Annotated in this window: 28 protein-coding genes; 17 read left to right on the top strand and 11 right to left on the bottom strand. The window is 64.2% G+C overall.

Annotated elements, in window-relative coordinates:
• Window positions 1-125: 125 nt before the first annotated feature.
• The gene (locus E4P29_RS06775) at window positions 126-545 is read right to left on the bottom strand and encodes a hypothetical protein (RefSeq protein WP_135043040.1); all 420 of its coding nucleotides are present in this window, start codon (window positions 543-545) and stop codon (window positions 126-128) included.
• A gap of 284 nt (window positions 546-829) precedes the next feature.
• Between E4P29_RS06775 and E4P29_RS06780 the strand changes: the two genes are divergently transcribed.
• The 3 genes from E4P29_RS06780 (at window position 830) to E4P29_RS06790 (ending at window position 2,803) form a co-directional block, all read left to right on the top strand.
• Window positions 830-1,660 (top strand): GAF and ANTAR domain-containing protein, encoded by an 831-nt coding sequence (locus E4P29_RS06780; protein ID WP_135043042.1) that lies wholly within the window; start codon window positions 830-832, stop codon window positions 1,658-1,660.
• A 132-nt stretch (window positions 1,661-1,792) separates the two neighbouring features.
• Window positions 1,793-2,254, top strand: coding sequence for an STAS domain-containing protein (locus E4P29_RS06785; protein ID WP_135043044.1), 462 nt, complete (start codon window positions 1,793-1,795; stop codon window positions 2,252-2,254).
• Between the two features lie 51 nt (window positions 2,255-2,305).
• Window positions 2,306-2,803 carry a DUF6328 family protein gene (locus E4P29_RS06790; protein ID WP_032369156.1) on the top strand — a complete coding sequence of 166 codons (498 nt, stop codon included), beginning with the start codon at window positions 2,306-2,308 and terminating at the stop codon, window positions 2,801-2,803.
• 18 nt (window positions 2,804-2,821) lie between these two features.
• Here the strand turns inward: E4P29_RS06790 and nadE are convergent, their stop codons facing one another.
• Window positions 2,822-3,676, bottom strand: a complete 855-nt coding sequence (gene nadE / locus E4P29_RS06795; protein ID WP_135043046.1) for an ammonia-dependent NAD(+) synthetase — start codon at window positions 3,674-3,676, stop codon at window positions 2,822-2,824.
• 52 nt (window positions 3,677-3,728) lie between these two features.
• Window positions 3,729-4,238, bottom strand: coding sequence for a CinA family protein (locus tag E4P29_RS06800; protein ID WP_135043048.1), 510 nt, complete (start codon window positions 4,236-4,238; stop codon window positions 3,729-3,731).
• A gap of 287 nt (window positions 4,239-4,525) precedes the next feature.
• Here E4P29_RS06800 and E4P29_RS06805 point away from each other — a divergent pair, with 287 nt between their 5' ends.
• A complete protein-coding gene (locus E4P29_RS06805) occupies window positions 4,526-4,810 on the top strand; it encodes a DUF3263 domain-containing protein (RefSeq protein ID WP_167735399.1) in 285 nt (94 codons plus the stop codon).
• A gap of 49 nt (window positions 4,811-4,859) precedes the next feature.
• Here the strand turns inward: E4P29_RS06805 and E4P29_RS06810 are convergent, their stop codons facing one another.
• Both E4P29_RS06810 and E4P29_RS06815 read right to left on the bottom strand, forming a co-directional pair.
• The gene (locus E4P29_RS06810) at window positions 4,860-5,999 is read right to left on the bottom strand and encodes a glutamate--cysteine ligase (protein WP_135043052.1); all 1,140 of its coding nucleotides are present in this window, start codon (window positions 5,997-5,999) and stop codon (window positions 4,860-4,862) included.
• An 82-nt stretch (window positions 6,000-6,081) separates the two neighbouring features.
• The gene (locus E4P29_RS06815; protein WP_135043054.1) at window positions 6,082-6,354 is read right to left on the bottom strand and encodes a hypothetical protein; all 273 of its coding nucleotides are present in this window, start codon (window positions 6,352-6,354) and stop codon (window positions 6,082-6,084) included.
• Between the two features lie 549 nt (window positions 6,355-6,903).
• On the opposite strand from E4P29_RS06815, the gene E4P29_RS06820 reads away from it, so the two are divergent.
• Window positions 6,904-8,103 (top strand): glycosyltransferase, encoded by a 1,200-nt coding sequence (locus E4P29_RS06820; RefSeq protein ID WP_167735400.1) that lies wholly within the window; start codon window positions 6,904-6,906, stop codon window positions 8,101-8,103.
• A 13-nt stretch (window positions 8,104-8,116) separates the two neighbouring features.
• Here E4P29_RS06820 and E4P29_RS06825 read toward each other — a convergent pair whose 3' ends face one another.
• A complete protein-coding gene (locus E4P29_RS06825) occupies window positions 8,117-8,836 on the bottom strand; it encodes a GAF and ANTAR domain-containing protein (RefSeq protein WP_135043058.1) in 720 nt (239 codons plus the stop codon).
• A gap of 105 nt (window positions 8,837-8,941) precedes the next feature.
• Between E4P29_RS06825 and E4P29_RS25885 the strand changes: the two genes are divergently transcribed.
• Entirely contained in the window at window positions 8,942-9,091 is a 150-nt protein-coding gene (locus tag E4P29_RS25885; protein ID WP_167735401.1) for a hypothetical protein, read from the top strand.
• Between the two features lies 1 nt (window position 9,092).
• Here the strand turns inward: E4P29_RS25885 and E4P29_RS06830 are convergent, their stop codons facing one another.
• Both E4P29_RS06830 and E4P29_RS06835 read right to left on the bottom strand, forming a co-directional pair.
• Window positions 9,093-9,518: a nitroreductase/quinone reductase family protein gene (locus E4P29_RS06830; protein WP_135043060.1), complete on the bottom strand. Its 426-nt coding sequence runs from the start codon at window positions 9,516-9,518 to the stop codon at window positions 9,093-9,095.
• 60 nt (window positions 9,519-9,578) lie between these two features.
• Entirely contained in the window at window positions 9,579-10,253 is a 675-nt protein-coding gene (locus tag E4P29_RS06835; RefSeq protein ID WP_135043062.1) for a GntR family transcriptional regulator, read from the bottom strand.
• A 99-nt stretch (window positions 10,254-10,352) separates the two neighbouring features.
• Between E4P29_RS06835 and E4P29_RS06840 the strand changes: the two genes are divergently transcribed.
• The gene (locus tag E4P29_RS06840) at window positions 10,353-11,357 is read left to right on the top strand and encodes a 1-aminocyclopropane-1-carboxylate deaminase (RefSeq protein WP_135043065.1); all 1,005 of its coding nucleotides are present in this window, start codon (window positions 10,353-10,355) and stop codon (window positions 11,355-11,357) included.
• Window positions 11,358-11,465: 108 nt separating this feature from the next.
• The gene (locus E4P29_RS06845; RefSeq protein WP_135043067.1) at window positions 11,466-12,455 is read left to right on the top strand and encodes an Lrp/AsnC family transcriptional regulator; all 990 of its coding nucleotides are present in this window, start codon (window positions 11,466-11,468) and stop codon (window positions 12,453-12,455) included.
• A gap of 24 nt (window positions 12,456-12,479) precedes the next feature.
• On the opposite strand, the gene E4P29_RS06850 is transcribed toward E4P29_RS06845, so the two are convergent.
• Complete coding sequence (locus E4P29_RS06850; protein WP_245154197.1) at window positions 12,480-14,054, bottom strand: AbgT family transporter; 1,575 nt, start codon at window positions 14,052-14,054, stop codon at window positions 12,480-12,482.
• 251 nt (window positions 14,055-14,305) lie between these two features.
• Here E4P29_RS06850 and E4P29_RS06855 point away from each other — a divergent pair, with 251 nt between their 5' ends.
• The 6 genes from E4P29_RS06855 (at window position 14,306) to E4P29_RS06880 (ending at window position 20,736) form a co-directional block, all read left to right on the top strand.
• Window positions 14,306-15,730 carry an amidase family protein gene (locus tag E4P29_RS06855; protein ID WP_135043069.1) on the top strand — a complete coding sequence of 475 codons (1,425 nt, stop codon included), beginning with the start codon at window positions 14,306-14,308 and terminating at the stop codon, window positions 15,728-15,730.
• 184 nt (window positions 15,731-15,914) lie between these two features.
• A complete protein-coding gene (locus E4P29_RS06860; RefSeq protein ID WP_135043071.1) occupies window positions 15,915-17,273 on the top strand; it encodes an NAD(P)-binding domain-containing protein in 1,359 nt (452 codons plus the stop codon).
• Complete coding sequence (locus tag E4P29_RS06865) at window positions 17,270-18,610, top strand: TRAP transporter large permease subunit (protein ID WP_135043073.1); 1,341 nt, start codon at window positions 17,270-17,272, stop codon at window positions 18,608-18,610. Before E4P29_RS06860 ends, E4P29_RS06865 begins: the two co-directional genes overlap by 4 nt.
• 23 nt (window positions 18,611-18,633) lie before the next feature.
• Window positions 18,634-18,906 carry a hypothetical protein gene (locus E4P29_RS06870; protein WP_245154198.1) on the top strand — a complete coding sequence of 91 codons (273 nt, stop codon included), beginning with the start codon at window positions 18,634-18,636 and terminating at the stop codon, window positions 18,904-18,906.
• Window positions 18,903-19,904, top strand: a complete 1,002-nt coding sequence (locus E4P29_RS06875) for a cyclase family protein (RefSeq protein ID WP_135043075.1) — start codon at window positions 18,903-18,905, stop codon at window positions 19,902-19,904. Before E4P29_RS06870 ends, E4P29_RS06875 begins: the two co-directional genes overlap by 4 nt.
• Window positions 19,905-19,971: 67 nt before the next feature.
• Window positions 19,972-20,736 (top strand): IclR family transcriptional regulator, encoded by a 765-nt coding sequence (locus tag E4P29_RS06880; protein WP_135043078.1) that lies wholly within the window; start codon window positions 19,972-19,974, stop codon window positions 20,734-20,736.
• A gap of 21 nt (window positions 20,737-20,757) precedes the next feature.
• Here E4P29_RS06880 and E4P29_RS06885 read toward each other — a convergent pair whose 3' ends face one another.
• Complete coding sequence (locus E4P29_RS06885; protein ID WP_135043080.1) at window positions 20,758-21,333, bottom strand: TetR/AcrR family transcriptional regulator; 576 nt, start codon at window positions 21,331-21,333, stop codon at window positions 20,758-20,760.
• Between the two features lie 78 nt (window positions 21,334-21,411).
• On the opposite strand from E4P29_RS06885, the gene E4P29_RS06890 reads away from it, so the two are divergent.
• Window positions 21,412-22,017: an NAD(P)H-dependent oxidoreductase gene (locus E4P29_RS06890; RefSeq protein WP_135043082.1), complete on the top strand. Its 606-nt coding sequence runs from the start codon at window positions 21,412-21,414 to the stop codon at window positions 22,015-22,017.
• Between the two features lie 29 nt (window positions 22,018-22,046).
• On the opposite strand, the gene E4P29_RS06895 is transcribed toward E4P29_RS06890, so the two are convergent.
• Window positions 22,047-23,225 carry an acyl-CoA dehydrogenase family protein gene (locus E4P29_RS06895; RefSeq protein WP_135043084.1) on the bottom strand — a complete coding sequence of 393 codons (1,179 nt, stop codon included), beginning with the start codon at window positions 23,223-23,225 and terminating at the stop codon, window positions 22,047-22,049.
• Window positions 23,226-23,363: 138 nt separating this feature from the next.
• On the opposite strand from E4P29_RS06895, the gene wrbA reads away from it, so the two are divergent.
• Both wrbA and E4P29_RS06905 read left to right on the top strand, forming a co-directional pair.
• Window positions 23,364-23,963, top strand: coding sequence for an NAD(P)H:quinone oxidoreductase (gene wrbA / locus E4P29_RS06900; protein WP_135043086.1), 600 nt, complete (start codon window positions 23,364-23,366; stop codon window positions 23,961-23,963).
• 236 nt (window positions 23,964-24,199) lie between these two features.
• Entirely contained in the window at window positions 24,200-26,410 is a 2,211-nt protein-coding gene (locus E4P29_RS06905; RefSeq protein ID WP_135043088.1) for an EAL domain-containing protein, read from the top strand.
• Window position 26,411 lies beyond the last annotated feature (1 nt).

Here is a 26,411-nt window from a genome sequence, read left to right on the forward strand (position 1 = left end):
TTAGAACTCGATACACAGGTCGAGACCGCCACTTCTCCACGCCTCGACGACGGACACCGGCGGAACATCCGAGCACACACGGCTTTCCGCAGCACCGTCCGCACGAGGGCCGCGGCGCTATCGACCTACAGGTAAGTCCCCTGCAGTGCGTCCACTGCGGCGATTCGAGGTCTCGAAGGCGTCGTCGACGCGCCGACGACCCGACCGAGCGAGCCGGCACGCTCGACGTGCACACGTTCGCTGAGCCGTCGCACATTACGGTCGGCAGCGGAGGAGGCCAGGACGACGGTGAGGCGATACCCACGGCACAACAGCCGATGGGCCGCGTCGACGATGTACTTGGTTGCGGCATCACCGATCTCGGTGACACCGACCAGGTCGACCACCACCGGTCGGTCGGCGAGCACGGACCCCGCCAGGCAGTCTGCCAACAGGCGGGTATTGCCGGGGATCTCGAGTGCGCCCTGCACCGAGACGACGATGGGGCCGTCGTCTCCGCGGTCGACGGACATCGAAAACGACGAGGATTCGGGAATCATGGGCATTGACCTCCACAGATCGAAGACTGTGGCAGGGGAAGATCGTGGTTCGTACCGCAGTCGATTCTGCGGGCGTGGTCTCCACCCAATCACTGTGTAGGATACCCCGACTCGGGCATGGATGCGACCACCTCTGCGTTCGGCGGGGCCGTTGGCGTGCGCTCGGGACAGGTGCGAATGCACCCGCGAGGCTCTGTATATTATGACCCCGTTCGGTCGAGTCGGGGCCGGGAGTTGACGAGTGGCTGCCTGCTGTCCATGCGGGGGCCCGACCGAAACGAGCCCACCAGATGAGTGACTTTTCCATCGAAGACGACCGTCTTCACGACGCACCGGACGCCTCGGGTTCGGCGTTCGCCCGGATCGGGCAATACATCCAGGCGTTGCGCCGAATCAAGGGGAAGATTCTGACCGGTGCCGACGTCGATGCCGTTCTTCAAGCCGTGTGCTCCGAGGTTGCGGCCGTGGTTCCCGACGCAGATCTTGTCGGCATCACCATGCTCGACGACACCGGCCGACCGCGAACCGTGGCGTCCACCGACCCCGCTGTGCACGACATCGATTCCGACCAGTATCGCGCTGGTCAAGGCCCCTGCCTGCACGCCATCCGCAGCGGACGTATGGTTCGCGCACAGGCGCACGAGGCAGTAGCTCGCTGGCCTCGCTTCGCTGCCGAAGTGGCCGATCTGGGCGTCCACAGCTATTTGTCGGCCCCGCTGACGCCCGACGAGAACCGCCACGGGTCGCTGAACATCTACGGGACGAGTGCCGACGGCTTCGACCCACTCGACGAGGTCTCGGTGGCCCTGCTCGCCACCTCGATCGAGACCGTTATCGCGATCACCGAGCGCGCCCGGTCGGCCGAACGAGAAATCACCGGCCTGCGGACAGCGATGAAAACGAGAGCTGACATCGACCAGGCGAAAGGAATCATCATGGCGATGCGCGGAATCTCCGCCGACGACGCGTTCGCCCTGCTGTCCGAGCAGTCGCAGAACAGAAACATCAAGGTCAGCGAGATTGCGTCGGCGATGATCGAGTCGGTTGCCGAACATTCGAACCCTCGAACCGGCCTGCACGAAGAAACGAACAGTGGGTATGATTCGGACAGCGTGGTGTAGCCCCTGCCCGCAGTCGACAGCGCCGCTCGCACCGGGTTCGCCTCGGTTCTGCAATCCTTGCCGGTCTCGGTTGCGCCGCAGTGCGCCGTTCGACGAACATGCCACTGCACAGGGTAAGGACGGTGACCCCCTATGAAACACAACGAATTGCTCGGGCTCGGCATCGCCAGCGAACACCATGACAACGCAATTGTTCTGCGGGTCAACGGAGCAGTGGATCTCGCGACCGCGTCCGATCTCGCCCACCACATCGAACAAGCGGTCACGGCAGCGCCTGCAGCCGTGATCGTCGATCTGTCGGGGGTGTCCTTCCTGGCCTCCGTCGGCATGAGCGTGCTCATCGCAGCTCGCCGAAAGGCATGCTGCTCAACCTCGTTGGTGGTGGTCGCATCCGGGCCGACCACGGGGCGACCGATGCATCTGGTCGGACTCGATGCTGCGATTCCGATTTTCACCGATATCGATTCGGCCCTCGAGTCCGTCGGTTCGTCGCTGAGAAAGTCCGCAACAGGGGCATCGGGCTCGTCCGAGTCCGGTGCCGGGTGTCCAGAATGTGAGACCGGCACGTCGACCGCGGATGTACACACTGCGTGAACCGGTCCGATCCCCACCGCCTGCCCGTCGAGATCGCACTAGTCTTGGTCGATGACGACAGGTGACGAGGACGAGGACCACCGTGCGTGGAACGACAAAGCGCGCAACGAAACCCCCACTCAGCAGTTGGATCGCAATTGGTCTTCGTTGCTACAGGAACTCCGTGTCGTACAGACCGGTGTACAACTTCTGACTGGGTTCTTGTTGACCCTGCCGTTCCAGGCCCGCTTCGACGGGCTGTCCACGGCCGGCCACGTGGTCTATCTGATGACGGTGTCGGCGTCGATGCTCGCGACCATCCTGCTGGTCGCTCCCGTGAGCATGCACCGACTCCTGTTCCGGCAGCGTGCAATAGGGGTCATAGTGCGCGTCGGCAACATACTCGCCATCAGCGGTCTCGCCATGTTGGGAGTGACATTGGTGGGTGCTGCCGCCCTGACGTTCGAGATAGTGCTCGGTGTGCGCGCCGCAGCCCCCGCGGCCGCTGTCGTGGCGTCGACGGCCGTCGCGTTCTGGTTCCTACTGCCCCGGATCCACCGCCGTCGGTGACATCTCGTCGGCAGTGCCTCAGGACCGGCAGTCGACGGCGGTACGCCACCACCGATCGTCCGGCCCAACCGGAACGGTGCGCTTGTGTCGGGTCTTGTCGTACCAGCGCTCGATGGTGTGCACCGCCTCGTCGTCGACGGGTCCGCCTTGCAGGTACGCATCGATCTGTGCGTAGGTGACGCCGAGAGCTTGTTCGTCCGGGAGCGCAGGACGATCGTCCTCCAGATCGGCTGTCGGCACTTTGCGCCACGTCGACTCCGGCGCGTCCAGGTGCCGCAAGAGCTGCGCGCCTTGACTTTTGGTGAGGCCGCTCAGCGGAGTGACGTCCGCGCCGCCGTCACCGTACTTGGTGAAGAAGCCCGTCACCGCCTCAGCCGCATGATCGGTACCCACCACGAGGAGGTTCTCCTGGCCTGCGATCGTGTATTGCGCGATCATGCGTTCACGCGCCTTGATGTTTCCCCGTACGAAGTCGGCAATGCGCGGGGTACCCAAAGCGGAGGCGGCCGACCTAGCCGAGGCGTCGACGGCGTCGCGGATATCGACCGTGAGCGTCCGGTCCGGCTCGATGAAGTCGAGTGCGACGACGGCGTCGGATTCGTCCGCCTGAGTTCCGTACGGCAGACGCACTGCGACGAACGTGGCCTGCGCACCGAGTTCCGCGGCCTCGCGAACGGCCAACTGAGCGAGCTTTCCTGCCAGGGTGCTGTCCTGCCCCCCGCTGATGCCGAGCACTAAACCTGCTGCCCCACTGACTTTCAGGTAATCGGCGAGGAAGGCGACCCGACGGCGGATTTCCTCGTCGAGATCGATCGACGGCCGGACGCCCAGCTCGTGCTGAATACGGCTTCGGACACTGGAATCGGTACTCATACTGCGCTCCGATCTCGTTGACGAACAGTTGTCTGCACTCACCCGGCGGTGGTTACCTGTGGGCCCGTTTCCGCGCGTGGCGCAGCAGGGTATCGAGGGAAAACGCCATGGTCCGGGCCAGAACTTCTTCCGGTTCACCCTCGAAGTGCTTGCATTCGGTGCTCACGTCGCCGCGGTCGTACACCGCTGCCCACACCGTCCCCGGTGGTTGGTCTTCCTGGCTTTGCGGCCCGGCTTCGCCGGTGACGGCGATCGTCAGATGTGCTCCGATCAACGACGCCGTCGATCGAGCCATCGCCGCCGCGGCCTGCTCGCTGACGACCGGGCCGTCGGGGACCTCGAGCAGCGTGTGCTTCACGCTCTCGTGGTAGGCGACGATACCGCCGCGGTACCACTGCCCCGAGGACGGTGCCTTGCCGAGCATGGCCGCGAGATTTCCGGCGGTCAGCGATTCGGCGGTGCCGATCGCGATGTCGTACGTCTGCGCCAGGTCGGCGATCTTCCTACATACCGCGGAGGCATCGACCTCGGTCGGTAGACGCTGTTCTGCATCGGTGTCCATCACACACGCTCCGTACCTGATTCGTCGAAGGTGTTCGCCGGATTGTTTCAGCGACTGGTTCTGTGGGCGCGGGGCCGGAGGCTGCAGGGGTTGAACCTCCGGCCCCTGACTCGACCGCACGGCCCGGGCGCGTACGCCGAGCTGTGTATCGACTTCCACGCACGACGGCAGTCCAAACACGGGATGTGCGACCGATATTCGGTTCTGTATTGCTGATGCCGGACCCTTGGCACGTATTCGAGAGCAGTGCTAATTTCGGATCGACAGTCAGTTCCAGGAGGTGGATCATGCAGAATCGACATACTTCTGCGGGGGCAGAGCGGCCGGTTGCGTTCTATTCCGACACAGACCGAGCCATGATCGACTTTGCCCTGAGATGGGTGAATCACGGAGGCGGACCGGACGACGAAATCCGGTCCGCCTTCGCCATGTCGACTCAGGACTTCTACCGCACTGTGCTGGATATCCTCGACCGCGACCCCGGCAGCGTGTTCGGTGAGTTCGGCCTCAGCCCCGTCATGGTGACGCGGATCAAAGCCATTGCCAGACGGCGCATCTGGCTTACTCAGTGACCAGCTGGTGGTGAGGCCCGCAGACTATGGACAGGATCGACCACCGCGATCAACCCGCGTCCTGTGCCACCGGCGAGTTCCACTCGGCAGTAGTGAATCGGGCTGCGTGAGCAGCGACGGCGGCAGCGTCTGCATTGCGCGAGAAGATCCGGCGTTGGCGTTGCGCGCCGTTCCCGAGTTGCGTCAACCGTTCGAGGGAAGTCTGTACGCAGCGGAGGTCGCCTGTGCTGGTCAGCGCTGGTTCCACGTAGCGGACGAGCGATCGGAGCAGACTCGATGCCGACACCGGTTTCCCGGTGCTCGGATCCACTCCGACGCCGGTCAATCCATCCATGCGGGCACGGTGGTATGCCGCTGCGAGATGATTCTCGGCCACGACGAGTGCCGGCTCGCCGCGGTCGATGGACCGAAGGGCCGTGACGACGAGACCGCGGACCAGTGCAGCGGACAACACCACCTCCTCGGCGACGGCAGGTACGTCGCCGACCCGCACCTCGACGGTCGGCTGGTGGGAGCTGGGCCGTACATCCCAGTAGAGCGATGCTTCGTCGAGAATCATGCCGGTCTCGATCATCGAGCCGACCAGGTCTTCGTACTCCGCCGTCGAACTCAGGTGAGGGGGCGGACCAGCAGTCGGCCACCTGCCCCACACCGTCGAACGCCAACTCGAGTGCCGAGTGTCGACGCCGTCGTGGATCGCGCTGTTGCACGTCATCGCCAGAAGCGTGGGGAGCCAGGGCCGTACGACATTGCATACCCCGATCGCCGTCTCCTTGTCCGGCACCTCGACATGAATGTGACCCCCACACGTGGCAACGCTCTCTGCCAGTGCCCCGTAGGTCTCGGCAAGACGCCGATAGCGAGAGCCGTCGGAGATGGGCAGGCGGCCACGATCAGCAGGCGCAACCGGCGAGACACCTGCCGCCAGTAGGTGGGCTCCCTGTGCCAGGGCCACCGCCGACAGCGTGGCGCGGGTGGAGATCACGTTCTCCCGCAATTCGCGAAGACACTGCAGCGGAGGTGAATTGGCCTCCACCTGCACCTCGGTCAGCTCCGAGACGGCATCGATTCCCGCTGCTCGGGCATGCGCGACGACACCGGGGCCGACCGCCACCGGACGCAGCATGTCGATGTCGGCGAGGAAGAACTTCTCCTCCACTCCGACCGTGGGCACTGCCACTGCACTCATCGGGCGCTGTCGCCCGGGTGATCGCCGACGACCACCGCGAGATACACCGCGGCGACGATCGTGCGCGGTGCGGAACTGCCGGTCACGCCGACCGCGCAGGCGTCTCGCCTGTGCAGGAATTCGAAACCTGTTCGGCTCTCGCCGGTTTCACCGCACTTCGAACGGCATCCGCTACGCATTCTCCGATGACCGGAATTGCCGATCTGTCGATCGACCCGGCGATGCGGATGACGACCGGTCCGCCGACGAGTTCGTCCACGGACAGCGCGAATGCGCCGTCCTCGGGATTGTCCGGCCCACAGAACGACAATCGAATCGATTCCGGATCACTGTGCACCGACCGTAGAAACACCATTGCCCACCTCCACCGGCTCGCGACCGGAGACTGTCGGCTGCCTCTGACACCAGTTCTCGAGAAAACGAGTCTCGGTCCATCAGGTGTCGAAGAACGCGGTCGGGCACATCTCGCAGTCGCTACTTCCTGACTACGGGGCTTCTCCTCAACCGCGTGGAAACAGTGTATACACAATTGCGCCTGGCGAAACACGCTACGCCGCTTCGATTGTCAGCGGTTGACGGTTGAACCGACCGCGATCCAGCACCCGAGAGCTGTACCGAACACGCTCCCCGCTTCGACCACAACGAACGTCGGCACTGCCCGTTGTGAGCGTTCCAGCGATGGCAACTCCCTCGTGTGAGGTTTCGCAACGCGGCTCCACGTAATAGGGTGTTGTTCGACGCCCAGTTGCGATGACCGTGCTGGCCGCGTCTCGAGCACGCTGACTCCAAAATCGGGTCGGCATATCCCACACCCTTCACCGGTGCCGGGCTATGCGCCCGAAAGGGGCCGTGCGAACCCATCAGGGATCGAATCGATATGCACGTTGCGCTTGTCTCCGAACACGTGAGTCCGATAATGGATGCGGCCGGCATCGAGGCAGAACAATCGGCTGCCCAGCTCGATCGGTTGGCTTCGTCGCTGGCCCGCGCCGGCACCCGGGTCGATGTGTACACCAGGAAGCAGAATCCGGATCACGAGGACGAGCTGCTCACCCCCGACGGTTACCGGGTGGTCAACCTGTCTGCGGGGCCGGCTGTCCAGATGACCGAAGAGGAATCGATTCCTCACACGAGTGCGTTCGCCTCCTCGCTCCGCGATCACTTGCTCCGAACCAGACCGGATGTTGCACATGCACATTCATGGGTGTCGGGGCTGGCAACCGTACTGGCCGCCGGCGCGACGGGCGTCCCCACGGTGATGTCCTTCCACGGTCTCGCCGCGACCGACCGACCCGTATCCCCGGCGGCCGGCACCGATTCGATGGTTCCCCGGGCCGCAATGGAGAAGAAGATCGCTCGATCGGCGAGCCGCATCATCGCGTCATGTCCCGACGAGGCCGACATGTTGACGCGGATGGGCGTCGCCAGAGCCAAGGTGTCCATCGTCCCGACCGGGGTGGATCTGAGTGACTTCGATCCCTCCGGACCGACCGCACCACGCAGCGGTGCCGCGTGTCGGGTGACGACCGTCGGGTCGGACGCGGACGTATCGACCATCATCGAACTGCTCGGAAAGCTCGAGAACACCGAATTGGTCGTCGTCGACGGCGAGCCACGCGATTCCCGCGGCGTCGCGCAGCTACGCACGACGGCCGCAGCACACGGCATGGCCGGCCGCACCGTGTTCACCGGCCCGGTCCGCCATCGCCACATGTCGTCGCTGTTGAGGTCGGCCGACGTGTTCGTCTGCCTGTCCCCGACCGAATCGGCAGGGATCGCCACCCTCGAAGCCATGGCATGCGGGCTTCCCGTCGTCGCGTACGGAGCGGGCTACGCGGGCGAGCTGGTGATCGACGGGGTCACCGGCCGCTCGATCAGGCCGGGCGACCGTCGTCGCTTGGCACGAGAGCTGGCCCTGCTCGTACGCAACGACTCCAGGCGTTTCGAGCTGGGGGTGTCGGGCTCCGATCGTGCGCAATCCCGCTTCTCGTGGGACCGCATCGCCGAGGACACCTCACGCGTCTACGAGGCAACAGTGCTCGCAGGGTCGACTCACGACCATCCGGTACCACCGACTGCACCCGCTCGTCGGCACACGGTGTGAACAGTCGGCGAGCCTATCGGGACGAGCGTCCCTTGTTCGATTCGGAACCGAGGTCGACGAGTTCTGCGGCCAAGGTGGCCACCGGGACGTTCTCGGTCTGCGACAGCCGTGAAATCAGGTCGAACGCCTGTACCGCGTCGATGCCGTAGCGCTCCATCAACATGCCCTTGGCCTGGCCGATGATGTCCCGTGAAGCCAAGCCGGACTTGAACTGCTCGGTCTTGTTCGCCGCATACAACGCCACCGCAGCGTGGGTTGCGAGCACGCGACCCAGTTCCTCGTCCTCGTCGCTGAACGCATCACTGGTCAGTGCGAACAGGTTGAGCGCCCCGATGGTGTCCTCGTTGGTGTAGAGACGGAAGGACAGGCTACTGAGAACCCCTGCTCCCACCGCCTCCGGACCGAAACGTGGCCAGCGGGAATCGGAGCGGAAGTCGTTGCATCGCACGAACAGCTCGCTTCGTGCGGCATCGATGCACGGCCCCTCGTCGAGGCGTTCCTGCATCGCGTCCAGGCGAACCGGCAGCTCACTGGTCGCGGCGTGCGACTGGTACTTCTTCGGCCCCGCCACCACGAGAATATCGGCGCAATCGACCGCGGGTATCAGAGATCTGGCGCTCTCCGTCACGCCGCGCAGGGTGTCGTCGAGACTGGACGGTGCGAAGAAAGACCTCGTCGCTTCGGCAATCGCCTGTGTCAGGTCGCGAGCTGGCGTCGATCGATCAGGTCCCATACCTGACGATGCTAATCAAGAGGAATCGATCGCTCGACGGTTGAGTCCACCGTAAGCGGGGCATGCAGAGCGCAGCAACCAACCGACCGACGATCAGGAGTGCTCATGACGATGCCGACCGACGCAGGTGCAGAGATTCCATCCGAGGGCAGCAACGACGGACCGCGCGAAGAATCTCGAGACGAGGCTGCAGTCGGTGCTCACGTCGACGAAGAGAACGTCCCGCATCCACCCGAGGACGACACGCAGAACTGATTCACTCGGCGGTCGGGGTCAGGCGGAAGATCGGAAACCGCCTGCCCTCGGCCGTTTCCGTATATTTCGCGAATCCGTCCGAAGCGTCGAGAAACTTCTGCCATTGCCGGTCCCACTCGGATTCCGGAATCTCGTCGGCGTCGACTGCAACGGTTCGAATACCTCCGTCTCCGGGTGCCTCGATGTCGATGGCCGGATGGGCGCGCAGATTGTGCACCCACGCTGGATCTTTCGGTGACCCGGCAGCCGAGCCGACCACCAACCAGCTCTCTCCCTCCCGAATCGCCATGAGTGGGTTGAGCCGCACCGCACCGCTCTTGGCACCGATCGTGTGCAGAACGACCAGTGAATCACCGAAGCCGGCCGTGGACACGTGGCCACCGTTGCTTCGAAACTCGTCGATGATGATGTCGTTGAAGTCGGCCATGGGCCGATTATGCCGTCGATGCGGCGCGGCCACTCCGGTTTTCGTCAGCGTCCGGTGGTCTCAGTTTCCCGGTATTACGCCCTCGTGATCGACGAGCAGCGACAACGACTCCCAATTCTCCTGCACTGCAGCGGCCGCGCCGTCCGCGTCACCCTCACTGCACAGGGTGATGATTCGTTCGTGCTGGGCTATCGAATCGCGGCCCACCAGCGAGGCGAATCGTAGGCGTTCGAGTCGGCGCAGGGTCGGCGTCACCTGCTCGAGAACCGTGACCACGACCTGATTCTGACTCGCTTGTACGGCGACTGCGTGGAATGCGTCGTCGCCGGCCAGCGCGAGGTCCACATCGCCTCGGGTGAATGCAGCGGCGAAATCCTTGTTGGCTCGACGCATCGCGGCGATGTCGCGCTTGTTCATCAGCGGTACCGCCGTCCGGACCGCGAGGGCGTGCATCGATGCCGCGACCGCTTGGGCGTCCAGCACCGCCTTGCGTTCGATGGTCGAGACGATGGTCGAACGCCCGGGCTGGGTGTGCACGAGGCCCGCCAGTTCCAGTCTCGCCATGGCATCGCGAATAGGCGTACGCGATACCCCGAGCCACTGCTCGAGTTCGGTATCCCGCAGCCGCTCGCCGGGCGCGAAGGTGCCGTCGACGATGGCATCGCGAATCGAGACGTAGGCGTTGTCGCGCAGCAGAGAGCGCTTGTGTTTTCCGAGCTCGACGGGGACCGGCATGCAAAATATCGTAGCCCACCGCTTTCGCTGACTAGGCGCGCGACGTACAGTATGCGATATATTGCATCCTGCATGACACACCGATCAAAGGAGAACCACGTGGCGATCGCGGACTTCGAGCGTTATCCCCTCACCTTCGGCCCGAGCCCGATCCACCCGATGGAACGATTGAGCGCACACCTCGGCGGAGCAAAGATCTGGGCCAAGCGAGAAGACGTCAACGCAGGATTGGCCTACGGCGGCAACAAGACCCGCAAGCTCGAGTACATAGTTCCCGACGCGCTCGCGCAGGGTGCCGACACGTTGGTCTCGATCGGTGGCGTGCAGTCCAATCACACGAGGCAGGTGGCCGCGGTCGCAGCGAAGCTCGGACTCAAAGCCGTTCTTGTGCAGGAGAAGTGGGTCGACTGGCCGGACTCTGTCAACGACAAGGTGGGCAACATCCTGCTCTCCCGCATCATGGGTGCAGACGTCCGCCTCGATCCGTCGGGCTTCGGCATCGAATTCAAGGACAGCTGGCAGAAGGCCATCGAGGACGTCGAGCGAGCGGGCGGCAAGCCCTACGCCATTCCCGCGGGCGGCTCCGACCACAAGCTCGGTGGACTCGGCTTCGCCAACTGGGCGTACGAAGTACAGAAGCAGGAAGAGGAGCTCGGCATCTTCTTCGACACGATCGTGGTGTGCAGCGTGACCGGGTCGACGCATGCCGGCATGATCGCCGGTTTCGCCGGGCAGGATCGGCCGCGTCGAGTGATCGGCATAGATGCATCCGCCAAGATCGCTCAGACCCGCGATCAGGTGGCCCGAATCGCCCGTAACACCGCAGAACTCATCGAACTGGGGCGCGATCTTCGCGACGACGAGATCACCGTCCTCGAAGGCTGGGCCGGCGATTACTACGGCATTCCCGTCGAGTCCACGATCGAGGCCATCAAGCTCACCGGCCGTCTCGAAGGCGTGATCATCGACCCGGTGTACGAGGGCAAGTCCATGGCCGGACTGATCGATCTGGTTCAGCAGGGAGACATCGGCAAGGACTCCACCGTTCTCTACGCACACCTGGGTGGTCAGCCGGCCCTCAATGCATACAGCGGAATCTTCTGAGCTGGACTTCGTAGTATCGGTGCCCGAGGATCAGCTGGTGATCCTCGGGCACCGAACCTGTTTCTCCACCGGCCGACACAACTCGGCACGACGAGCGAAGGTGTGCGCATGAGGCAGCGCTCCGACGAGTTGGACTCGCTGAGTTGCCGAATCACGGCGGCGCTGCAGGTCAATCCCCGAGCGTCCTGGGTCAGCATCGCCGATGCGCTCGGCGAACCCGAACGCACCGTCACCCGACGCGGCAAGGAACTACTCGATTCCGGGGACGTACGCGTCGTCGGAGTCATCGGCGCAACAGGCGCAGTCGTTCTGCGAGCTCGATGTCACGTCGGGATGGCACGCGCCGTGGCAGTCGGGTTGGCGCGCCGCGACGACACGATGTTCGTGTACGCCACGTCGGGGCACGAGGAATGCGTCGCCGAAGTCCTGGTCGACGATGCCCATCTGGCGGATCTGATGCTCGACGACCTACCCGGCATCACCGGGATCAGACGCATTCGGGTCGATCCCATCACGCGGGTCTATCGCTCGGTCCGCGAGTGGCGGCCGGCGATTCTGAATGCGCACCAGATCGCGGCCCTGACGCCTCCCGTACACGAGGGCTACCAACCGGACGGCCGTGTGGGACCGGAGATCTCGACCCTGCACCGCAGCATTCTGCGCGTCCTGGCCGAGGATGCCCGGACGCCCACCTCGGACATCGCGCGCGTCGTCGGCGCTACCGAGAACACTGTCCGACGCCACATGGACACGCTGGAGCAGACCAACAAATCCCGACTGCGGGTGGTCGTCGAACCGGCCTTGCTGGGATATTCGGCGGAAGCCCTTGCCTGGGTGAAGGTTCCGCCTCGACACCACGAAGCACTGGTCGAGCTATTGCTCGCACATTCCGAGGTTCGGTACGCGGTGGCCCTCGCAGGATCCGACAGTCTGCTCGTGAACCTCGCGTGCCCGGATCGAATGGCGTTGCATCGCATGACAACTACGTCCGATTGGACCACCCTGGCCGACGCGATCTCGGTGGTATCGATTCTGCGGGCCACCAAGCGCAGCGGCAACCGTCTGCTGGCCGCGGACTCCGCGTCGTACCTGTACTGACCCGGTACGACGGGGTCCCTGCGGTCAACGAATGGGCGCGCCGGGGCCCAGCGGGATGCCGAGCAAGTACCAGACTGCGAACAACGCCGCCCACACGATCAGCATGCCCAGCGCGACAGGGATGGTGAACGAGGCGAGGGTACCGATGCCCGCGTTCTTCTTGTAGCGCTGGATGAGTCCGAGGGTGAGCACGAAGTAGGCCGACATCGGGGTCATCGCGTTGGTGCAGGAGTCGGCGATTCGGTAGACGGCCTGGGTCGTTTCCGGGTTGACGTCGATGTACATGAGCATCGGCACGAGAACCGGGGCCAGCATCGACCACATGGCCGAACCGCTGGTGACGAGCAGGTTCATCACCGAGATCAGCACCAGCATCATCGCGAACACCACCAGCGGGTGCAATCCACCGGCCTTCAACAGTTCCGCGCCCTCGACCGCGACCACGTTACCGATGCCGGTCCACTTGAAGTAGGCGAGGAACTGCGAAATCGCGAAGAACAGCACCAGGATCGGAGCAAGGGTCTTGATGCCGACGGCCATCGATTCCGGGATCTCACGGAGCTGCCGAAGACTGCCGGTGGTCCGTCCGTACACCCACCCCACCAGTACGAAAGCGATCGCGATGAAGAACGCGATGTTCTGCAGCACGATCGACTGCACGAACCCGCCGTCCTCACCCCGCAGCGGCGACGAGGCAGGAAGCAGGGCGGCGACGACGACGGCCACGTACGCCGCCAAAGCTGCTCCGGCGCGGCGCATTCCCTTCTTCTCGATCGGCTCGAGATCCAGCGCCAGCTTCTCTGCGCCGTCCTCGACGCCCTCGTCGGCATCGAGATTCATGTGCTTGGCCATCACCAACTCCACCACCAGGGTGATGAAGACCGAAATCACCAGCGACGACGCAAGACTGAAGAAGTAGTTGTCCACCGGGGTCACGCTGTAATCGGCGTCGACGATCTGAGCGGCGGAGGTCGTCAACGACGACATGATGGCATCGCTGGGTGTGATCAACGGTGACGCGTTGTAGCCACCGGCGATGGCTACGAACGCCACCATCATGCCCAGTACAGGACTTCGGCCCGCTGCCTTGAACGCCATTGCCGCCAGCGGAAGGACGACGATGAATGCCGCATCGAACATGACGTGAGACATGGTCCCGGCGAAGGCAACCGAGAACGTCACCCACTTGGCGGGCAGCTTCACGATGGTGGCGCGCAGCAGCGTGGTGAGCACACCGGAATGCTCGGCGACGGACACGCCCAGGATGACGGTCACGATGATGGGGAGCGGCGCGAACCCCGCGAAGTTGTCCAGTGCCGTTCCGAAGATCATGGCTACGCCGTCACTGCTGAGCAGGCTGCGAACCATCGACACCTCACCGGTGCTGGGTAGCACCACTCCGGTGCCCAGGGCGGCCAGGATCGCGCTGACCACTGCCAGCACTGCGGCCAGAAGCCAGAACAGCAGGAAGGGGTGCGGCAGTCTGTTGCCGACGCGTTCGATGCCGGACACGAGGCGGAACAGTGTCTTCAGTCCCCAGGGCATTCGTGTTTCGGGCGCATCCGCAGTTGCCGGTGGACCGTCGATCTGACTGGACATGATTGACTCTCTTTCGCATACCGTCGGATTGCGACCGAGCCCCGGGCTCGGATGTCCTGCTCACTCAAGTCGGTTCACGTTGCCGATATGTTGCATGTGTGGAATTTTCGGCCGTCTGAGCGAAACCGCCAATCGAACGGCGAAAACGCTCAATGGACGACGATGGACCGGCGCACTCCGCGTGGTGGTGCAGTCTTGAAACAGGCTTGCGACAACAACTCCGGTCGATCCGGATCGAAGCGAGGAGTTTCATGACCCGCGACATTCAGTCACTGTCCCTGCGAGCGCTGGCGGCACACATCCGCAATCGCGAGATCTCGGCCCGCGAGGCGCTCGAGTCGCATCTGGCTCGCATCGACGAAGTCAACCCCATCGTCAACGCGATCGTCACCTTCGACATCGATGCGGCGACCGAACGTGCGAGTGCAGCGGACCGCGCAACGGTGTCCAGTGAGGCACTGCCCGTCCTGCACGGCGTCCCGATGACGCACAAGGACAATCACCTGACCGCCGGTCTGCGCACGACTTTCGGCTCGCCGATTCTGGCCGACAACATCCCCACCGAGGACTCGGGCATCATCGCCCGCCTCAAGCGCGCAGGTGTCAACACCACCGGCAAATCCAACGTTCCCGAATTCGCCGCAGGCTCACACACTTTCAATCCGCTGTTCGGTACCACCACCAATCCGTACGATCCGACTCGCAGTGCCGGCGGCAGCAGTGGCGGTGCCGCCGCCGCCATCGCCGCCGGGATACAACCGGCGGGCGACGGGTCGGACATGGGCGGGTCGCTGCGCACTCCGGGATCGTTCTGCAACCTCGTCGGATACCGGCCGTCGTCGGGCCGAATTCCGATGCTGCCCGCCAAGAACCCGTGGGCCTGGATCGCTCGGCAGGGCGTGCTCGCGCACGACATCGAGGACGTGCGTTTTCTGATGCGCGCACTCGCCGGTCCGGATGCGTCCAGCCCTCGTGGTCTCCCGCTGGACGACTCGTACCGCTCGGAGGAGGCCGGCTCGCTGCGTGGGCTGAAAGTCGCGTGGACAACGGATTTCGGTCTCGGCATACCCGTCGACCGTGAGGTGATCGACGTCCTGAGCCGCCGACTGCACGTGTTCGAGCAACTCGGTGCCAGTGTGGACGTCGATTGCCCGGACTTGTCCGACGCGGACGAGGTGTTCCAGACGACGCGTGCGTTCGACTTCGCTACCGCCTACGGCCACCTGCTGGACGAACACCGGCACCACATGAAGGGCGCCGTGCAGTGGAACGTCGACAAGGGAATGGCGCTCACGACCCGAGACATGATCTCCGCCAACACCGCTCGCAAGAATCTCGATGCGGCAGTGCGGCAGTTCTTCTCGCGATACGACGTGTTGATCGCGCCTGCCGTTCAGGTACTTCCGTTCCCCGCGGACGAGGAGTACCCCGCCGTCGTCGACGGCACGCCGATGAACAATTACCTCGACTGGATGCGGGCCGCTTCGCTGATCTCGGCGACAGGCCTGCCGTCACTGTCGATGCCCGGCGGCTTCAGCTCATCCGGCCTTCCGGTTGGATTGCAGATCGTCACCGCCGATCGCGCCGATCACCTGCTGCTTCGGGTGGCACATGCATTCGAAGCCGAGACGGCTTTCCACCGTCGCGCCCCGAAATTGTCGGCGGTCACCGTCTGACCGAGCCCTCGGGCCGAATCCACGCCCCTCGTCCGAATTCACTTCCGCTGTGCGCGGTGTGGATTTTGCACGAGGGGCGTTTTTCGTCGAAAACTCTGGGTGTCACGTACTTGACAACTTCACCTCACTGTGACCACCATTACAGCATCAAGTGATAGGACTTATCACTCTATGAGAGGAAGACATGAAAGTAGCGATTCTCGGTCTCGGCGAAGCGGGCACCCTCTACTCGTCGGGATTTGCGGCAGTCGGCTGGGAGGTAGCCGGTTTCGACCCTGCCGACACTGCAACGCCGTCGGACGTCACTCGTTTCGCCGACGTCTCGGACGCAGTGGCCGATGCCGACCTGGTTCTGAGCCTGACGAGCTCCAAGGTGGCCGTGCAGGCCGCAGCAGCGGCGGCCCCACACCTGAGCGCGGGAACGACCTACGCGGACATGAACTCCGCATCTGCCACCGTGAAAAAAGACGTGGCAGCAGCGGTGACGGCCGCCGGCGTCACTTTCGCCGACGTCGCCGTAATCGGTTCCGTCCCGGCGAACGGAGCACGCACAGCCCTGGTTGTCAGCGGTTCGGGGTCCGGCGCAGCAGCAGAGCATTTCCGGGCCGTGGGCGCACCCGTCGAAGATATCGGCGGGGCGCCCGGCGACGCGTCACGACGAAAGTTGCTGCGCAGCAGCTTCATGAAGGGCCTCGGTGCCCTCATCGTGGAATCCACCGACGCCGGTGCTGCGGCAGACGCCGAGCAGTGGGTTCGCGGTCAGATCGCCGCCGAGCTGTCGGGTGGCTTCGATGCCCTCGATCGGCTGCGCGACGGTACCCGGAAGCACGCGGCCCGTCGTGCGGTGGAGGCGGCGGCATCGGTGGACCTGCTCGACGAGCTGGGTGTCCGTCCGATTCTCGCCTCGGCGGCCGCCGAGCTGCATGCCGGATTGGCCGATGCCAACGGGCGCGACGTCGGCGAACTCGCCGAGGCCTACGCAGGGCTGCCGGTCGCGAACATCGGCGACGCTCGCCAACGTATGGGAATGGTCGACTCGGGTATTCACGCGATGTGGAAGGGCGCTCGCACCGTGGGTCGGGCGCGTACGGTGTGGACGCGAGCGGGAGACAACAAGGCACTGCAGGCGGCGGTCGCCAAAGTGCTTCCCGGTGAGGTGATCGTCATCAACGGACATGGCGACCTCAACCGCGCCCTGATGGGGGAACTGCTCGCCGAGCGCGCCCGCTCCCGTGGGTGCGTAGGCATGGTCATCGACGGCGCAGCACGAGACATCGACGTGCTCGAGGAGATCGGCTTCGGAGTCTGGGCCCGAGCGGTCAACCCCGCGGGCCCCTACAAGGACGGTCCCGGCTACAACGACATACCTGTCGCGGTCGGCGGCGTCGTCTGCAACCCCGGTGATCTCGTCGTCGCCGATGACGACGGTGTCATCATCGTCCCCGCTGCCGAAGCGTTCGGCAGCCTGGCCGGTGGCCGCGCCGTCGAGGCCGACGAAGCGCAGCGCCGCGCCGCGATCATCGCAGCCAGGACCGCATCATGATCGCCATCTGGGCACTGGTGTCGTTCATCGTCGCCATCATCTTCTGGAATGCGGTGCTGAAACGAAACATCGGCGAGTCGATGATCGTCGGGTTTCTGGTGGTCGGTGCATTCGCCGGCCGGAGCGCACCCGAATACATGTGGCACGGATTTCTCGACTCGATGCAGGAAGAGGTCACCTTCGCCGGGCTGGCCTTCATCTTCATGAGCTTCGTGCTGGCCAAGACCCCGGTACTCGACCGCCTCATCGATATCCTGAACACCTTCTTCGGCCGCCTGCGCGGCGGACCGATCTATACCTCGACGGTGGCGGGCGGCATGTTCGGTGCCATCGCACACGTAGGTGCATCCGTCACCGCCGCCGTCGGATCCGTGACGGTGCCGTGGATGAAGCGATCCGGCGTCAGCGGCGAACTGTCCGCCACCGTCGTCGCCGGCTGTGCGGGAATGGGTGTGACCTTCCCCTTCAGCGCGACCATGTTCATCCTCGTCGGCTCCACTACCGTCACCGGCTTGATGGAACCCGACGAGATCATTCTCCCCCTTGCGTTGGCCGGCTTATGGTGTCTCGGTTACCGATTGGCGCTGAACTACTACCTGGTCCGCAAGAACGGCCTGCAGCCCATCGCCGAGGAAGACCGCATTCCCGCTCGAAAGAGTCTGCGCGCCGGATGGACGTCGCTTCTGCTCTTCGTGCCGATCATCATTCCGTTGGCGCTCACCCGCGGTCCGATTGCGGTTCCCATCGCCGAGTACACCGACCTCGTGATGTCCAGCGCGCTCAGCCTGATCACGTGGATCCCGGTTCTGATGATTCTTCTGGTGTTCTTCCTCGGCCGTCGTCATCTCCCGAAGACCGGTAAAGGATGGTGGAAGATCCTCGGCGACACCGCTCCTCAGTTCGGCGTCATCGGCGTCACGATCGTGGCAGCGTTCTCCGCCTCCAACGTCCTCGGAGATCTCGGGCTTCCCGAGCAGCTGACCACCGTGCTGGCAAATCTCAGCGCGCCCGCTTGGCTGATGGCCATTCTGGTCGGCGTCATCATCGTTGTCATCGCCATCCCGCTCACCGCGTCGGCCACGATGGCTGCTGTCGGCGGCGTCGCCGTTGCGGCACTCGTCGGTGTCGGGATACCCGCACCGGTCGCGGCCGCAGCCGTACTGGTCTTCGCATCCACAGAGGGCGCGTCGCCCCCGTCGGGAGCCCCGATCTACGTCGCTGCAGGTATTGCACGCGTCGACCCGGCAAAGATGTTCGTTCCGTTGCTCAAGTACTACTGCGTCCCCATCCTCGGCGTCGGAGTTCTCATCGCACTCGGCCTGCTCCCGGTCAGCTGATCAGCACCACGAAAGGAAAGTCCATGCTCGAAAAATGCATCTCGACGATCTTCAGGATCAGCGTGGTGGCCTTCCTGCTCGGCGGCCTGGCGATCGTCGCCCTTCAGGGGGGCGGGCTCATCGCCGGCAACGGCGAGTTCGTCACGCACATAGAGGAACTGCTCGCGCCGTGGGCATACGGTTCCGCTGGTGTTGCAGGACTGCTCGCATTCGCGTTGTCGTATTTCCACCGATCCGCCGACGAATCGTCCTCGACCGAGGACTCCGCTCGGACGGCGACTGCGGAACACGCATGACGGATCGACACGCAGCACCGGGTCTGCATACGGGTTCACCCTATGCAGACCTGGTGGCGCGCAACGACGGTGCACCGGCCGGGTCCAGCTGGGGACTGTTCGACGATCCCGACCGGGGTACCGCCAATTTCGCCGGGCCCGTGCAGGTGGTGGACGCAACCCGGATCATCACTCGCGGCGTCGTCTTCAGTCTCGATTATTCGGTCGGAGCGTTCGATCCACCCATGGCGCGCTCGCGGTCAGCACCGACGCACACCATCGTCAGCGCCCATGAGCAATCTCGAGACGACCTTCTCGACCACTTCTTTCTGCAGACGAGCAGTCACCTCGACGGTCTCCGTCACCGCAGGGTCTCCGGTCACGGCTTCTACGACGGGGTCGACGACGAGTCCATCGTCGCCGGTGCCCCACGCCTGGGAGTGCAAGCGTGGGCGGACGCACCGATCGTCGGGCGCGGATTGGTCCTCGACATAGAAGGGATGATGGTCGAGAACGGCACCCCTCTCGACCACCTCGACGGACCGGCACTGGACGCGCACACGTTGGACGACGCCGTCCGTCGACAGCAGGCCGACGTCCGACCGGGAGATCTGATTCTCGTCCATACCGGTTGGGCCCGGTGGTATCTGAATGCGACGAGCGAAGAGCAGAATTGCGTCCGCGAGGGACGGCGCGCTACCGGATTCGCTCAACACCCGGCGTTGCTCGAGTGGTTGTGGGACAACAAGATCGCACTGTTCGCCACCGACACGTTCGCCGTGGAAGTACTGCCGGTGCTCGACGACAGCCCGTTCCAGCTTTCGGCACCCGAGGACAGCGGGATGATGCACCAGGAGTTGATCGCGAAACTCGGTGTTCCACTGGGCGAATTGTGGAACCTCACCGAACTGGTTGCAGACAGCCGCGCCACCGGCACGTGGGAGACCATGCTCACCGTCAAACCGCTGCCGATCGTCGGCGGTGTGGGCTCACCGTGCAACGCAACCGCACTGCGCTGACGTGCCACTATCGGCGTTATCGCACAGTGATAAGTTCTCTTGAACGGACCCCGTGGAGAGGACGGCAATGGCAGCGCCTGCAGGCAACATGCGATCACTCGATCGAGCATTCGATGTCCTGACCGTTCTCCAGTCGGCGAAGCAACCTCTTCGGCTGAGCGAACTCGCTCGTCTCGCCGACCTGCATATCGCCACAGTGCAGCGCATCCTCGGCGTACTGCTGGAGCGAGGGTTCGCGGCACGATCGGCGGACGGATACACTGCGGGCCCTGCTGCCCTCGCCGTGGCACACGCGTTCATGGTGACCAACCCGCTCAGCGTGCTCGCCCAGCCGATCCTGCAGCAGCTCGCCGCCAACACCGGGTTCACCGCATCGATCTACGTGCGCGTCGAGTACAGCCGAGTACTCATCGCACGCGTCGAGAGCGATCATCCGCTCAGCTATGTCCTCCCCGTCGGCGAGCGACTCCCGCTGCATCTCGGCGGGGCAGGCAAGACGATCCTCGCCGAGATGGACGCTGCGCAAGTAGCAGACGCGGTGGCAGGCGTCGCCGAGATCGCCCATGCCGACGGGAGCGTCCTGACCAAAGCCGACTTGCGTCGCCAACTCGAGCAGATACATCGAGACGGATATGCGTTCTCGATCAGTGAACGACTGTTCGGGATCGCGTCGGTCACCGCACCGGTACGCGCTCAGGACGGCACCCTGGCCGCCGTCCTCGGCGTCACAGGTCCGGCGGAGTCGTTCGACGAGGACGCCCGCAGCAAGCTCGTGGCCGAAGTGCGCCGAGCTGCAGCCACATTGGGCGCTCGGGTCCCGTCAGCTCACTGACGGGAGAGCGAGGACGCCGGTTCAGGACCGATCGACCGCGGAGACGATCAGATCGGTCAACTCCCCGATCGCTTCGCCGGGTGTGAGCACGCCGGACACGGCCCCCTGGGACAACGCGTCTGCGGCTCCGAACACGGCGGTCAGAGACGGCGTGGACATGCCGTCGGCGTCGGTGAACGGTCGCAGTATGTCTCGACATCGCTCGAAGTAAGCTCGCTCGGCGGTGCGCTTGACCTGTTCGAGTTCCGGTGAACCTTCCAGTGCCGCAAGCACACCCGTCAATTCGCTCCCCTGGGCCAAGGCGCACCCCACGTAGGAGTCGGCAATGGCCTGCGCCCGGCCGCGCACCGTCATGGGTGCCGAATCGAGAGACTGTTCCAGCATCGCCGCCTGCCTGGCATCGAATTCGGTGAACAGAGCGGCGAGAAGTTCGGCGCGGGAAGCGAAGTGGCTGTACACCACAGGCTTGGCGACACCGGCATGCTCCGCGAGCCGTCCGAGAGTCAACGCGTCGGCTCCCTCTGCGCGCACGAGCGCCCAGGACACCTCGATCAGCTGGGTGTATCGATCGGAGCGCGACAGCCTAGTCCGTGCCATTCCGCTACCTCCTTGCTTATGTACTAATAGTAACCTACTGTTCGTACATAGCCGATCTTCCCAGCCGAAGGAACAGTCATGAACACGCTCGTCGTAGTGTCCCATCCCGACCCACACTCCCTGACCCACCAGGTCGCCCATTCGGTAGTCGAGGCCCTCCGATCCACTGGCACCACCGTCGAGACAGCCGATCTCGCTGTGGAGAACTTCGATCCGCGATTTTCGACTGCGGACCTGAGCCTGTATCGCGGAAACGGGAGCACTCCGCCCGACGTAGCCGAGGAACAATCACGGATCGACCGCGCCGAACACCTGGTTCTCGCCTTCCCCATGTACTGGTGGTCGATGCCCGCGCTACTGAAAGGCTGGATCGACCGCGTGTTCGTCGAGGGCTGGGCCTACGAATACGGAGACAGAGTATTCGTGAAGAAGCTGGACCGACTCACCGTCCACCTGGTCGTCGTCGCGGGCGACGATGCCGACAGCTTCGAGCGCCATGGCGTCCATCAGGCCATTCGAACGCAGATCGAGCGCGGAATAATCGAATACTGCGGTGCCACAGTGGGATCCACGAACTTCGTATACGGGTCGGACACCAGGAGTCGCGAGGAACTCGCCATCGAGATCGCCACTGTCGGTAGCACGGTCGCAGACCGGGTCGCCGCGCAGCGCGTGCTCACCTGACTTGTAGTAACCACGCTCGACAAGGGTGGTCAACGATTCCGCTTCTGCTCGGCACGGATCAACCCACCGCCGACGATCAGCCGCTGAATTTCGCTGGTTCCCTCGTACAGGCGGAGAAGACGTACATCTCGATAGATTCGCTCGACGGCAACGCCGCGCATATACCCTGCGCCGCCGTGGATCTGGACGGCGAGGTCGGCAACTGTCCCGACCATCTCGGTGCAGAACAGCTTGACCGCCGACGGCGCGATCCGTCGATCGGTGTCCTCCACCCAGGCCCGGGCAGCCTCACGCACCATGGCCCGGCCTGCCATGACTCCCGTCTGCTGGTCGGCGATCATCGCCTGGACGAGTTGATGATTGCCGATGGGCTCGCCACCCTGCGTGGAAGACGCAGCGTAGGACACGGATTCGTCCAGGGCACGCTGCGCTTGACCGACGGCGAGCGCAGCGATGTGTACGCGGCCACGCGCCAACGACGTCATCGCCGCCCGGTATCCGATGTCACCGTTGCCGCCCACCAGAGCGTCGGCGTCGACCTCGACGTCGGTGAACGTCACATCCGCGGTTCCTGCTCCCTGCTGGCCCATCTTCGCGTCCTTGTCACCGACCTCGACACCCGCGGCGTCGGCGGGGACCAGAAACACCGCGATCCCGTTGCCGCTGTTCGGCTTCGGATCCACTCGCGCGAACACGACGAACAGGTCCGCGATGGGCGCATTGGTGATGTAGCGCTTGCTTCCGCTGATGATCCAGCCCGTACCGTCCACTACTGCAGTCGTTCTCAACCCCGCCGGGTTCGAGCCGGCACCGTCCTCGGTCAACGCGAACGACGCAACGACGTCGCCGGCCGCCATGCCGGGCAACCACGTTGCCTTCTGCTCGTCGGTGCCGAACCCGACGAGCACCTGGCCCGCGATTCCGTTGTTGGTGCCGAACATCGACCGCAACGACAGCGTGGTGTAGCCGAGCTCCATGGCAATCTCGACATCCTGAACCAAGTCCAGGCCGAGACCACCGAACTCTTGCGGAATCGCGTATCCGAACAACCCCATCTCGGCGGACTGCCTCCGCAGATCGTCGGGAATCGAATCGGCGTTCATGATCTCGAGTTCACGCGGAACCACCCGCGATCGGACGAACTGGGAGACCTGCTTCTTCACGTCCGCGAAGACGTCGTCGGGTACCTCGGCATTGCGCACGGTCATGGCACCACTATCGACGCTGCTCACGGATCGGACAACCGACAACTTTTAGGTAGTTGACACAGCAATCATAATGGGTACCATCGAATGCAGTTGACATCGCAACTACTTCGGATGTCCACCCGACGAAAGGTCTCATCGATGACGAAGATCGCAATCATCTACTACTCCGCGACCGGCCACGGATCCACGATGGCGAACAAGCTCGCCGACGCAGCGACGGCAGCAGGAGCCGAAGTACGCGTGCGGCACATCGCGGAGACGCGCGACCCCAGCACCTTCGCCGAGAACCCCGCCTGGTCCGCCAACTACGAGGCGACCAAGGATCTTCCCGCTGCCAGCGGCGACGACATCGTCTGGGCCGACGGGGTCATCCTCGGATCTCCGACGCGTTTCGGTAGCACCGCAGCTCCGTTCCAGAACTTCATGGACTCACTCGGCGGCTACTGGGCCAAGGGTGAACTTGCGAACAAGGCATACGCGGCCTTCACCTCGAGCCAGACCGCGCACGGCGGCCAAGAGACCACGCTCATCGGTCTCTACACATCGCTGATGCACTTCGGCGGCGTCCTGGTTCCGCCCGGATACACCGACGGACTGAAGTTCGCCGACGGCAACCCCTACGGCGTCAGCCACGTCACCGGACCCGAGAACAAGAACGAACTCGAAGACGCCACGAGCGCAGCGCTGACCCACATGGCCACGCGCGTCGTCACCATCGCCGAGGCTCTGGCGAAATAGAGGCCGGCTCCGTCACGTCGAGGAGTCCTCTCGACCCATTCGCGTTTTGCCGTCCGGGTTCGCACGTCACCAGTGCGGACCCGGACGTAGTACAGATGTGATGACAATCGGCGTGTTTGTCATCTTGCGCGCGCACCGCCATGCTGTGTGCAGGAACAGCAACTCCGCTGACTTCTGCGATGGTCGGTGGCGGTGCCCACCGACTCGTCGCTGCGACGAGTGCGAAACGGACGTCGATGAGCGATCCCGGCTTCGATCCGCTCGTTCTCCGTGCCCTGTTCGACGAATCGCCCGACATGGTGGCCCTGTCCGCGTTCTCCGGCAGCGTGATCGACGTCAATCCGGTCGGCCTCCGCATGGTCGGCCTGGAGGAACTGCCGCCGTCAGGGCTGTTCACCGCAGATTTCTTCACTGCCCGCGGACTCGAAGTCTCCGGCGACGTCGAACATGCATTGCAGACGACCGGTCACTGGCAGGGCCGTACCGAATTACGCCACTTCGTGTCCGGCGCCGGTATTCCCGTTGCGTTGTCCACGTTCGTCGTCCGACGTTCCGGACGAGAACCCGACCTGATCGCCACGATCGTTCGCGACCGTACCCGTGGCCACCAACGCGATCTCGATCTGGTGGCCGCGGCTGCGTCGGCGGAGAGAATCGCAGTCGAGCAACGGGCACTGGCCGAGTTGAGCTCTCTTGCCGTTACTGCGGACTTCGACACGGTGCTGACGGCGGCCACGAGCACGGCGGCCAAGTTGGTGGGCGTCGAGTCTGCGGCACTGGCCAGACATTCGGGTGACTCGACCGACCCGCTTCTGTCCATCGACGCGATCACCCGCACACTCCCACACGACTTCGTGCTTGCCACCGGCGACGGGTCGTTGACCGGTTACGCCCTGGCGCGGAGGGCGATCACCGTCTGTTCCGACGTCGAATCCGAAACACGATTCGACACCTCGGCCATGGCTGCCCTGGGCTTTCGCAGCGGTGCCGCCGTTCCGATCACCATCGGTGCCGGGCTGTGGGGCGTACTGATTCTGTTCGGCCGAGAACCGCACCTCTTCGGCGACGGAGACATCGCATTCGTCTCCGCAGTCGCCGGGGTGCTGTCGGCGGCACTCGAACGAGTGGAACTCGACCGCGAGCTGCGCTGGCGCAGCGCCCACGATCCGTTGACCGAGCTGCCGAATCGGGCGGTGGCGTACGACGCGATCGACGCTGCGCTCGCACAGGTCGCGGGCACCGGCGGCCGAGTGGCCTTGTTGTTGCTCGACGTCGACGATTTCAAGATCATCAACGACAGCCTCGGCCACGACGCCGGTGATCGCGCCCTCGTTCGTTTCTCGCGCCGCCTGGCCGCGACCGCGAAGCCTGGCGATACCGTGGCCAGACTCGGCGGTGACGAATTCCTGATGATCTGCAATCACATCGACGACGTCGCGCATGCCGAACGCGTCGCCGAGTGCATCCGTTCCGCTCTCGCGGCTCCCACCGTCGAAGACGAGGGCGACGACCCGATTCCGGTGAGCGCCAGCATCGGAGTTGCGGTCTCCACTTCGGGCTCGACCCGACGTGAGCTCCTGCGATCGGCCGACCTGGCGATGTACCGCGCCAAAGACACCCGGGCCGGGCACGCCGTCTTCGACTCCAGCGACCTCTACGACGCAGACCGGGTCCGCTCGATGTCGGTGGATCTACGCCGGGCTCTCGCCCGCGGCGATCTGACCCTCGCCTACCAACCACTGATCGACATCTCGACCGGACGCATCGTCTCCGTCGAGGCATTGGCCCGCTGGACCCAACCCGACCTCGGCCCGGTTGCACCGTCCGAATTCGTCGCGGTTGCCGAACGTACCGGCTTGGCAACACTTCTCGACGACTGGGCACTCACCACTGCGTGCCGCCAGCTCGTGCGGTGGCGAAAGTCCAGCAGCGTGAGCGTGCGTGTGAACATCAGTGCGCTGCAATTGCGCGACCCGTCCTTTCCGCGGCGAGTGGCTGCCGTGCTCGACACCACCGGTGCGCAACCCCACGACATCGTGCTCGAACTGACCGAGACGGAATGGCTCGCGGACACCGGGACGGTGGCGTCGAACTTGACGGCACTACACGAGATAGGCGTCGCATTGTCACTCGACGACGTCGGGAAGGGCTACAGCAGCCTGGCCTACCTCGAACGCTTTCCGGTGATCGGCAGCTTCAAGATCGACAAGACCTACATCGGTGCCGTACACACCGATCGAGGTCGAGATGTGTTGGCGGCCATCATTTCTCTCGCGAAGGCCTACGGTGTGACCGTCGTGGGCGAAGGCGTCGAGACTCAGGCCCAACTGGACGCCCTCACTGCCGCCGGATGCGATCTGGCCCAGGGATTTCTCCTGGGTCGACCAGCCGATGCCGCGCAGACGACGGACCTGTTGCTCTGGGAGGACACAGCACGAGAACGGTGAG

Origin of the sequence: Rhodococcus sp. 1R11 (genome assembly GCF_004563845.1) — a bacterium.
In the GTDB taxonomy this organism is placed as follows: domain Bacteria; phylum Actinomycetota; class Actinomycetes; order Mycobacteriales; family Mycobacteriaceae; genus Rhodococcoides.

Coding starts and splice junctions, on each gene's coding strand:
- E4P29_RS06775 (WP_135043040.1), bottom strand. CDS start 545: ATGCCCATGATTCCCGAATCCTCGTCGTTTTCGATGTCCGTCGACCGC.
- E4P29_RS06780 (WP_135043042.1), top strand. CDS start 830: ATGAGTGACTTTTCCATCGAAGACGACCGTCTTCACGACGCACCGGAC.
- E4P29_RS06785 (WP_135043044.1), top strand. CDS start 1,793: ATGAAACACAACGAATTGCTCGGGCTCGGCATCGCCAGCGAACACCAT.
- E4P29_RS06790 (WP_032369156.1), top strand. CDS start 2,306: ATGACGACAGGTGACGAGGACGAGGACCACCGTGCGTGGAACGACAAA.
- nadE (WP_135043046.1), bottom strand. CDS start 3,676: ATGAGTACCGATTCCAGTGTCCGAAGCCGTATTCAGCACGAGCTGGGC.
- E4P29_RS06800 (WP_135043048.1), bottom strand. CDS start 4,238: ATGGACACCGATGCAGAACAGCGTCTACCGACCGAGGTCGATGCCTCC.
- E4P29_RS06805 (WP_167735399.1), top strand. CDS start 4,526: ATGCAGAATCGACATACTTCTGCGGGGGCAGAGCGGCCGGTTGCGTTC.
- E4P29_RS06810 (WP_135043052.1), bottom strand. CDS start 5,999: ATGAGTGCAGTGGCAGTGCCCACGGTCGGAGTGGAGGAGAAGTTCTTC.
- E4P29_RS06815 (WP_135043054.1), bottom strand. CDS start 6,354: ATGGTGTTTCTACGGTCGGTGCACAGTGATCCGGAATCGATTCGATTG.
- E4P29_RS06825 (WP_135043058.1), bottom strand. CDS start 8,836: ATGGGACCTGATCGATCGACGCCAGCTCGCGACCTGACACAGGCGATT.
- E4P29_RS25885 (WP_167735401.1), top strand. CDS start 8,942: ATGACGATGCCGACCGACGCAGGTGCAGAGATTCCATCCGAGGGCAGC.
- E4P29_RS06830 (WP_135043060.1), bottom strand. CDS start 9,518: ATGGCCGACTTCAACGACATCATCATCGACGAGTTTCGAAGCAACGGT.
- E4P29_RS06835 (WP_135043062.1), bottom strand. CDS start 10,253: ATGCCGGTCCCCGTCGAGCTCGGAAAACACAAGCGCTCTCTGCTGCGC.
- E4P29_RS06845 (WP_135043067.1), top strand. CDS start 11,466: ATGAGGCAGCGCTCCGACGAGTTGGACTCGCTGAGTTGCCGAATCACG.
- E4P29_RS06850 (WP_245154197.1), bottom strand. CDS start 14,054: ATGTCCAGTCAGATCGACGGTCCACCGGCAACTGCGGATGCGCCCGAA.
- E4P29_RS06855 (WP_135043069.1), top strand. CDS start 14,306: ATGACCCGCGACATTCAGTCACTGTCCCTGCGAGCGCTGGCGGCACAC.
- E4P29_RS06860 (WP_135043071.1), top strand. CDS start 15,915: ATGAAAGTAGCGATTCTCGGTCTCGGCGAAGCGGGCACCCTCTACTCG.
- E4P29_RS06865 (WP_135043073.1), top strand. CDS start 17,270: ATGATCGCCATCTGGGCACTGGTGTCGTTCATCGTCGCCATCATCTTC.
- E4P29_RS06870 (WP_245154198.1), top strand. CDS start 18,634: ATGCTCGAAAAATGCATCTCGACGATCTTCAGGATCAGCGTGGTGGCC.
- E4P29_RS06875 (WP_135043075.1), top strand. CDS start 18,903: ATGACGGATCGACACGCAGCACCGGGTCTGCATACGGGTTCACCCTAT.
- E4P29_RS06880 (WP_135043078.1), top strand. CDS start 19,972: ATGGCAGCGCCTGCAGGCAACATGCGATCACTCGATCGAGCATTCGAT.
- E4P29_RS06885 (WP_135043080.1), bottom strand. CDS start 21,333: ATGGCACGGACTAGGCTGTCGCGCTCCGATCGATACACCCAGCTGATC.
- E4P29_RS06890 (WP_135043082.1), top strand. CDS start 21,412: ATGAACACGCTCGTCGTAGTGTCCCATCCCGACCCACACTCCCTGACC.
- E4P29_RS06895 (WP_135043084.1), bottom strand. CDS start 23,225: ATGACCGTGCGCAATGCCGAGGTACCCGACGACGTCTTCGCGGACGTG.
- wrbA (WP_135043086.1), top strand. CDS start 23,364: ATGACGAAGATCGCAATCATCTACTACTCCGCGACCGGCCACGGATCC.
- E4P29_RS06905 (WP_135043088.1), top strand. CDS start 24,200: ATGAGCGATCCCGGCTTCGATCCGCTCGTTCTCCGTGCCCTGTTCGAC.